At 34.4% G+C, this 5,146-nt stretch carries 3 protein-coding genes; 1 reads left to right on the top strand and 2 read right to left on the bottom strand.

The window, feature by feature from the left end:
* Positions 1 to 10 precede the first annotated feature (10 nt).
* Positions 11 to 1,135, bottom strand: a complete 1,125-nt coding sequence (locus GQR46_RS15750; RefSeq protein ID WP_165741428.1) for a DUF748 domain-containing protein — start codon at positions 1,133 to 1,135, stop codon at positions 11 to 13.
* A gap of 488 nt (positions 1,136 to 1,623) precedes the next feature.
* Between GQR46_RS15750 and GQR46_RS15755 the strand changes: the two genes are divergently transcribed.
* Entirely contained in the window at positions 1,624 to 2,787 is a 1,164-nt protein-coding gene (locus tag GQR46_RS15755; protein WP_165741429.1) for a GGDEF domain-containing protein, read from the top strand.
* Positions 2,788 to 3,020: 233 nt separating this feature from the next.
* On the opposite strand, the gene GQR46_RS15760 is transcribed toward GQR46_RS15755, so the two are convergent.
* On the bottom strand, positions 3,021 to 4,910 hold the full coding sequence (locus GQR46_RS15760; protein ID WP_206009631.1) for a bifunctional diguanylate cyclase/phosphodiesterase: 1,890 nt from the start codon (positions 4,908 to 4,910) through the stop codon (positions 3,021 to 3,023).
* Positions 4,911 to 5,146: the final 236 nt, after the last annotated feature.

A 5,146-nucleotide genomic window follows, 5' to 3' on the forward strand; every position in this document is an offset into this window, starting at 1 on the left:
CCAAAGCGCTTTAATTTCCCTCGGTATTAGATTTATTATCTGTATCTTCAAAAGAAATAACGTTATCGACTTTCATTTTAAAGGCATCAAAAAAAGCATTTTTTAGCACCGAAATAACTGCTTGGAAAGTCGATACATCTGCATTATCCAATTGCCCCTCTATGGGAATACGTGCAGCTACAAGCTTAGATTCATCGTTTTCAAGTATAGAGCTGAGCAAATCAACACTACCTTCAAATATGGCCGTAAATATTCCATCGTCATCTTTTTCTATATCTTCACGCCACGAAAACACACTCAAGTTTTGAACGCCCGCTTTTACATAACCATTTAAGTTATTATCTTTAGCTACAAGCTCCATTGCTCCATCAATGCCACCGGCTTCAATATCAAACGGTGTGTACACTTTAAATACAGTGTCTAAATTTTTAACTGAAAAACGCTGTACCTCTGCGTTTAAATCAAAATTAGCCTGTTTGCTAAAAGGGTCTAATTTGCCATTAAGCTTTAATGCAGCCTGCCCCATTAATGCTCCCTCTACGTTTAGAGTAGTCACAAGTGTTTTTGATAGGTTTTGCGCATTCGTTATATTTTCAATTTTGGCGTTAATACTTGATATAAAAGTAGGATTTTCACCACTGTTAGTTGAATTAACTAAGGTTAACTTTCCTTTCTCAATTGTTAAGGTATCAATAGAAAACAGTACTAAGTTATTGGCGAGCCCTACCCAGGTAGTTTCGTCTTTTACCTGTTTATTTTGCTCAGAAGCATTGGGGTCTTTATCGTAAATAACTATTTCAGGACGGGTAAAGGCAATGTTTGTTACTAAATTCCCCTTTAAAAGGGCTGACCACGCAAGTGAAAAATCAAGAGTTTGAATACTCAGTAAAGGCTTAGGAGCTGAAGTTGCATCAACAGCGTAAATTTCAACATCGTCAATCGCGTAAGCACCGCGATATAAAAACAAATCTACATCACCAACATGTCCCGTAACACCTTGCGTATGCTTTAACTGATAATTTACGTAGTATTGAACTACATAAGGCGCGGCTATTCGCGTTATTATAAGCAATACAATCAGCGCTATTACACCTTTAAAATATTTGGCGTGAAATGTTGTAGATGAAAAATGCATTCTAACTTCCTTTGCTAAAAACGAGGGCCTATTGACCTTTAAGGATTAAACTCTGTTCTATGTAGGGCTGCGTATGTTTGGCATTAATGCTGCGTTATCGCCTATTTATGAAGAACAACCACACAACATAGACTCAACCTTGCCTAAAAACCAAACGTACGGCTGCACATTTAACCTCGAAAGATAAACAGGCTCTAATTAGTTAAACTTTTTAATTAAGTACATAAATAAACGTGTAAAAATTACTAATATTTGTAACTTAAGTACCTGTTAGGTATAAAATTACAAATAGAGCAAAGCCATATAAGCTTAAAACTTTAAACTACAATCACTACAGCAAAGGATATACCACTATTCAAATACACCGCTTAATGAAGTGATTCCCATGCTTATCTATCTATAATTTTGCCAACTAATAACCTGCATTGATTCGAATAAACCGCTTTCATCTACTAAAGTAAAATTAACGCAAACAAGAATAAAAATACATGAACCCTGTTTTTTATATATTAGTTACCCTATTTTTAACCAGTGTTATTTGGTCTGTCATATTTTTAATGTCGTGGTTTACGTTAGGTAAAAAGCAATATGCCATGCTTTGGACAATCGCATTCGCACTCTCTGCATGCCAATGGGCAACAATATTAGCAGAACCATTATTTGACTCTCACACACTATATTGGATGTTAGGAAGCAGCTTCTCAGTAGGCTCTGTGCTACTTGGTACATGGGGGCATTGCATTAGGGTAAATTCGAGTATAAAAATTCGCTATTTAATCATCTCGGCAATAGTAACTCTTGCTGCTGTTTATTATTTTACAGCCATAAATGTGCATGTTGGCTTATTTATGTCGTTGTATGTGTATTACGATGTGATCTTACTGATACTAAGTGCGGTTATTATTTTCAGGCATAAGCAAAAATCACTCCCTGCTGAAATAGGCGCTAGTATTACTTATACGCTATGTGGATTACTTTTATTTGTTGCAGCAAGCATAGCGTTACTACAAGGTAGCCAAGTAAATGAAGAATATATAGCGCTGTATACGTTAATTAATTTTATGACAGTCCCTGCTGCTCATGTAGGCATGGCCGTATTTATAATATTCATAATGGCGTCTGATTTAGCCGAAAAAATGAACCATCTTGCAATGACTGATGTACTTACGGGCTGCTTAAATAGGCGTGGGTTTTATAATAAAAGCCAAGAGCAACTAAAAGATAAACTTAATAATTATAAGTACGTAAGCTTAATTTATTGGGATATAGATAAATTTAAAAAAATAAACGATGAGTTTGGACATGCAGGAGGTGATGTGGTGTTAGTAGAAGCGGCGAAAATAATGCAAGACTGCATAAATCCAGATGATTTGTTTGGCCGAATTGGTGGCGAAGAATTTACCTTATTAATAGCACGTAACGACGAGCCTACAGCTAAAGCATTCCCCGAAAAACTAAGAAACGCACTCGCCAGTAATCCGATTCATTTTAATGATAAAGTAATTAATGTTACGGCAAGTTTTGGCGTAATAAATATTAAATGTAATAAAACCGCAATTGAAAGCGCAATAAATGAGGCAGATAAAGCACTCTATCATGCTAAAAATAGAGGGCGTAATCAGGTAGTTCATATAAGCGAATTAAGTCAATAAAAGTTCATTATTACTAAGGCCTACCTATCTTTTTAGGTTGAATTTTCGGCAGCATCTTTAGGCAAATAGCATTAAAAAAACGAGGCGTATTGCTCCGTTTTAAGTTATTTTCATATGAATGTAAGCTAATAGAATAACACAAAAGAAGTTACCGCTCGCAGCGAGCAAGAAACACACGGCACGCTTAAATCGAACCTAGATAAAACAAACTTTGAGTCTAAAAAGTCAGCGCTCTAACTAATAAGTTTAAGCGCATCGGCAAATCTAACTGGTTTACTGAATATAAAGCCTTGGTATTTATCAATTTGTAAACTTTGTAATAACGTTAACTGAGCTGTGTTTTCTACGCCCTCCGCTATTACTTGGCAACCAATCATGTGCGACATGTTAGTTACCGCAGATACAATACTTTTATCTTTTGAGCATTCACAAATATTATCAATGTAAGATTTATCTATTTTAATATAATCAACTGATAGCTCTTTTAAAACTGATATAGAAGAAAAACCAGTACCAAAATCATCAATAGAGATACGTACACCGGTATTTTTTATGGCCGTAATCACTTTTGACAAATACGGTAAATTTTTAATCATCACTGTTTCTGTTATTTCTAAATGGACATTGTATGGTTTAACTGCGTATCTATTTAAAAGCCCAACCAAAAATTCTAAAAAGTTATGGTTTTCTAGTTGCAACACCGACACATTAATAGACAGTCCAATATTACTATTTACCGCATTTAACTTACTTAGGCTCGCAATAGCTTGCTCAAGTACAAACTCACCTAATATATTAATTTTTCCATATCGCTCAGCAATATCTATAAATTCTGAAGGCGGAATAAATTCATCATTAAATTGCCAACGAAGTAGTACTTCAAACGTTGTTATTTCATTTGTAGTTATATCAACAATAGGTTGATAACACAGATGAAAGTCACCTTTATCTACGCATTCTTTAATAGAGCTACGAAGTACTTCTTCTCTTTTAAGCGATTCGTGCATCCGCTCGTCAAATACCGATATTTCGTTACGGCTTTTCTTACCTTCATACATAGCCACATCAGCATATTTAATCGCGTCTTCAAGAACAAAATTTTCGCGCGTAAAATACAGCCCAACCTTAAAAGAGGGATTTACTTGATAGCTATCCATACTCACTGTTTTCGTTAAAGTTTTAACTAATCTAAAAACACAGTCAAAAAGCTCGTCTTCGGTGTTACTACGAGAATAAAAAATAAACTCATCCCCTCCCCACCTACACGCAATAAAGTCGCCTTGGGTTTGTGTTTCAACTAATCGTTTACCTGTTTGGGCTAATACAAAGTCACCAAAATCATGACCATATTTATCGTTGATGATTTTAAAATCATCCATATCTAAAAATAAAACAGCTTTAATATCATCACTTTGATTGGCTAAATCAAGTTCAACATTAGAAACAAAACTTCCCCTGTTAAACAATTTAGTTAGATTGTCTTTTTGCTCTAAAAGGATTATTTGTTCAGTACGAACTTGCACTTCATTTTCTAAGTTTTCAATGAATTGATCTAACTTAAGTTCATTATTAATAGATGACTTTACATCTTTTGCACTGCGTATAGCCGTTACAAAACATAATATAAACCATAAAACGAGTCCTAAAACACCCAATACATTTTCATCTTCTATTGGCTGCAAAAGTAATAAAATACTAAATGGAACCAACAAGCAGGTTATGTACGACAGTGATGAGCGAATATCAGAGGCTAAAACATTAACACCGCCACCAGCTAGGGAGCTAAAAACAACCAGAGAGACAAATTTCTCTTGTATTCCCATGTTTTCATAAAACAAAATAGGAAAAGCAGCCCACGTTAAAGCTGTTAATAATAAACCTATAAAATACAGATGATATTTAAAAGGGTGAGCTTTGTTAACAAATACATGACTAACTATTCGAAGTAACGAAATAAGCGTTAGCGTAAAAAACCAGTAAAGTTTTTCTTGAGAGGCACTGTGATTAATACTGCTAAAAATAAGAAAACAAGAAACAACCGTATTTATAGCGATTGCAGAGATAAAATAAGAGCTAACAAATGCTAACCGCTTATTGGCAAAATTATTTATGTGAGAAGTCATTAATGTTACTTGAACAGGCTGTTGCACAGTGTAAACAGTTTACTTAAGTTCAATAATAAACAACAGTGAACATTCATAAAAAAGTATTATTTAAGCCTCTTAAGCGGTTTTATAAGCCATTAAACTAAAAAGGGCTAGCAAATTGCCAACCCTTTTTGTTAATACTGATTATATATTATACCAACTCACTTAATTAAGTGATCTATTTTGAGGGAAGAAAATCGTGTCGATAACAA

The sequence above is a fragment of the Pseudoalteromonas sp. Z1A6 genome (assembly GCF_011378745.1).
Lineage (GTDB): Bacteria > Pseudomonadota > Gammaproteobacteria > Enterobacterales > Alteromonadaceae > Pseudoalteromonas > Pseudoalteromonas arctica.